The organism is Algoriphagus sediminis (assembly GCF_030403435.1).
Lineage (GTDB): Bacteria > Bacteroidota > Bacteroidia > Cytophagales > Cyclobacteriaceae > Algoriphagus > Algoriphagus sediminis.
This window is the reverse complement of record NZ_JAUEPH010000025.1, coordinates 1-472: the sequence shown is the minus strand read 5'-3', so window position 1 is coordinate 472 and position 472 is coordinate 1. Positions and strand designations below refer to the sequence as shown.

The 472-nt window shown below is 59.7% G+C and carries 1 pseudogene; it reads left to right on the top strand.

Features of this window, described 5'->3' with window-relative positions:
- Positions 1-472: pseudogene (locus tag QVH07_RS17685) on the top strand (hypothetical protein); the annotation flags it as partial.

Sequence of the window (472 nt, the reverse complement as noted above, 5' to 3'; positions counted from 1 at the left end):
GGAGCGCAAGGTGAAACTGGAGCAACTGGTGCTCAAGGAATACAAGGAGAAACTGGACCTACCGGACCTCAAGGGGATACTGGAGCAACCGGACCTCAAGGGGATACTGGAGCAACTGGAGCAACCGGAGCGCAAGGTGAAACTGGACCTACCGGAGCGCAAGGGGATACCGGAGCAACTGGAGCAACCGGAGCAACCGGAGCGCAAGGGGATACTGGACCTACCGGACCTCAAGGGGATACTGGAGCAACTGGAGCAACCGGACCAACCGGAGCGCAAGGGGATACCGGAGCAACCGGACCAACCGGAGCAACCGGAGCGCAAGGTGAAACTGGAGCAACGGGTGCTCAAGGAATACAAGGAGAAACTGGACCAACCGGACCTCAAGGGGATACCGGAGCAACTGGAGCAACCGGACCAACCGGACCAACCGGAGCAACCGGAGCGCAAGGTGAAACTGGACCTACCGGAG